Source organism: Bradyrhizobium sp. (assembly GCF_049798375.1).
Classification (GTDB): domain Bacteria; phylum Pseudomonadota; class Alphaproteobacteria; order Rhizobiales; family Xanthobacteraceae; genus Bradyrhizobium.
The window spans coordinates 1-2,517 of the sequence record NZ_JBARGP010000645.1; the positions used below are offsets into that span (position 1 = coordinate 1).

A 2,517-nucleotide genomic window follows, 5' to 3' on the forward strand; every position below is an offset into this window, starting at 1 on the left:
GACCGACCGCGGTCAGGGGCGCATCGAGTCCGACCGCGACCGGATCGATGCCGGCGTCGATCAGCTCGGCAATCCGGCGCGACTGACCGAGGCACTGAAGGGCGCCAAGGACGCCTATTTCGGCCGCGCCGCCCCGGTGGTCGAGAAGGAGATCGCAACCGGCCTTGCCGACGCGAACTACTCGGTCAACGCCGATCAATTGGCGGAGGTCGTGGTGCCGCCGATTATGAAGTTCCTGGCGGTGCGCGATGCGGCCATCACCGAGGCACGCGAACGCGCCGCTCACGCGCGCGATCAGGCCTGGATGCTGCTGGGGCTTGCCGGCGTGGTCGTTGTCGCACTGCTCGGCCTCCTGGTCGGCGTCACCATGCTGCTGCGCCGCCGCGTCATCGCGCCGATCGTGAACCTCACCGGCGTGATCGGCGAAATGGCCGAAGGCCGCGACGATGTCGCCATCCCCTCCAGCGGCCGCGATGACGAGATCGGCGCGATGGCGGGCTCGCTGGAGACCTTCAAGGAAGCGCTGCTGGCCAAGAAGGCGGCCGAGGCGGCGGCGGCGCGCGATGCGCAGGCGAAGATCGAGCGCGGCCAGCGCGTCGAGCGCTTCACGCGCGAGTTCGAGACTGCGATCGGCGAGGTGATCGGCGTCGTCTCCGAGGCCGCCAGCGAATTGGAACGCTCGGCCGGCATGCTGACGACGACGGCAGGACGCTCGCTGGAATTGGCCACGGTGGTGGCCGGCGCCTCCGAGGAGGCCTCGACTAACGTGCATTCGGTCGCCGCGGCCGCCGAGCAGATGACGTCGTCGGTCGACGAGATCAGCCGTCAGGTGCACGATTCCGCGCGCATCGCCGGCGAAGCGATGGAGCAGGCCCGCAAGACCAACGAACGCGTCGGCGAGCTTGCCAAGGCCGCGGCGCGGATCGGCGACGTGGTCGAACTGATCAACGCGATCGCCGGCCAGACCAACCTGCTGGCGCTCAACGCCACCATCGAGGCGGCGCGTGCCGGCGAAGCCGGCCGTGGCTTTGCCGTGGTCGCCTCGGAGGTGAAGGCGCTGGCCGAGCAGACGGCGAAAGCGACCGGCGAGATCGGCCAGCAGATCGGCGGCATCCAGGGCGCGACGCAGGAATCGGTCGGCTCGATAAAGGAGATCGGCGAGACCATCGCGCGCATGTCGGAGATCGCCTCGGCCATCGCCTCGGCGGTCGAGGAGCAGAGCTCGGCGACTCGCGAGATCTCCCGCAACGTGCAGCAGGCCGCCCATGGCACGCAGGAGGTCTCGGCCAATATCGCCAGCGTGCGGCAGGGTGCCGACGACACCGGATCGGCCTCATCCCAGGTGCTGTCAGCGGCGAAGTCGCTCGCCGGCCAGAGCAGCCGGCTGCGCAGCGAGGTCGCGCGCTTTCTGGATTCGGTGCGCGTGGCCTAGAGCCGACGGCGTCACACCGCCCGCGTCAGGCCGCCGTCGACGCGGATGTTCTGCCCGGTGATGTAGGCCGCGCCGTCGGAGGCCAGGAAGGAAATGGTCGCCGCGATTTCCGCCGTCGTGCCGTAGCGCTGCATCGGGACGGTCTGACGTCGCTCCTCGGTTTTCGGCAGGCTGTCGATCCAGCCCGGCAGCACGTTGTTCATGCGTATATTGTCGGCGGCGTAGTTGTCGGTAAAGATCTTGGTGAAGGCGGCAAGCCCGGCGCGAAACACCGCCGAGGTCGGAAACATCGCGCTCGGCTCGAACGCCCAGGCGGTGGAGATGTTGATGATCGCGCCCGCCTTCTGCGCCTGCATGGCAGGCGCGACCAGCCGGGTCGGCCTGATGACGTTGAGCAAATAGGTGTCCAGCCCGGTGTGCCACTGCTCGTCGGTCAGCTCCAGGATCGGCGCGCGCGGCCCATGGCCGGCGCTGTTGACCAGCACATCGATGCGGCCCCAGCGCGATACGGCCTCGTCGACCAACCGCTTGAGGTCATCGTTGGATTGGTTGGAGCCGGTGACGCCGAAGCCGCCAAGCTCGCGCGCCAGCGCCTCGCCTTTGCCTGATGAGGACAGGATCGCGACATGAAAGCCGTCGGACGCAAGCCGGCGCGCCGCCGCAGCGCCCATGCCGCTGCCGCCGGCGGTGACGAGCGCGACCTTCTTTTGTCCTGACATGACCTGTGATCCCCGTTGCTGCTGCGTCCGAGGTTGTCTCGCAGCGGCAGCATCAAGGCAAGCCCGGCCGTGTCGGTCACGTCGAACGTCGAATGGCCGCAGCACCCACCGCTGTCGTCCCGGCTAAGCGAAGCGCGAGCCGGGACTCAGCCGCAGCAGACGTTGTCACAAAGGCAGATGCCACGAGCATCTGGCGCGAAACTACGCGCGGTGGTTATGGGCCCCTGCGTCCGCAGGGGCGACAACAGAGCTTATGCCGTGCTGGCGGGCTCAGTATAACCCTAGCGCGGCTCGCACGGCGGCATGGTCCAGGGCGCGCCGGCAAAGGCGCCGACGGCAGGGGCTCGCACGCAGTCCGTGCCACCC

The 2,517-nt window shown here is 68.7% G+C and carries 2 protein-coding genes; one reads left to right on the top strand and one right to left on the bottom strand.

The features are described 5' to 3' along the window. Window positions 1-1,432 (top strand): methyl-accepting chemotaxis protein (locus tag WA702_RS25325; protein WP_425113279.1); only part of this gene is annotated, 1,432 nt, incomplete at its 5' end. A gap of 11 nt (window positions 1,433-1,443) precedes the next feature. Here the strand turns inward: WA702_RS25325 and WA702_RS25330 are convergent. Further along, window positions 1,444-2,151: an SDR family oxidoreductase gene (locus tag WA702_RS25330; RefSeq protein WP_425113280.1), complete on the bottom strand. Its 708-nt coding sequence runs from the start codon at window positions 2,149-2,151 to the stop codon at window positions 1,444-1,446. Window positions 2,152-2,517 lie beyond the last annotated feature (366 nt).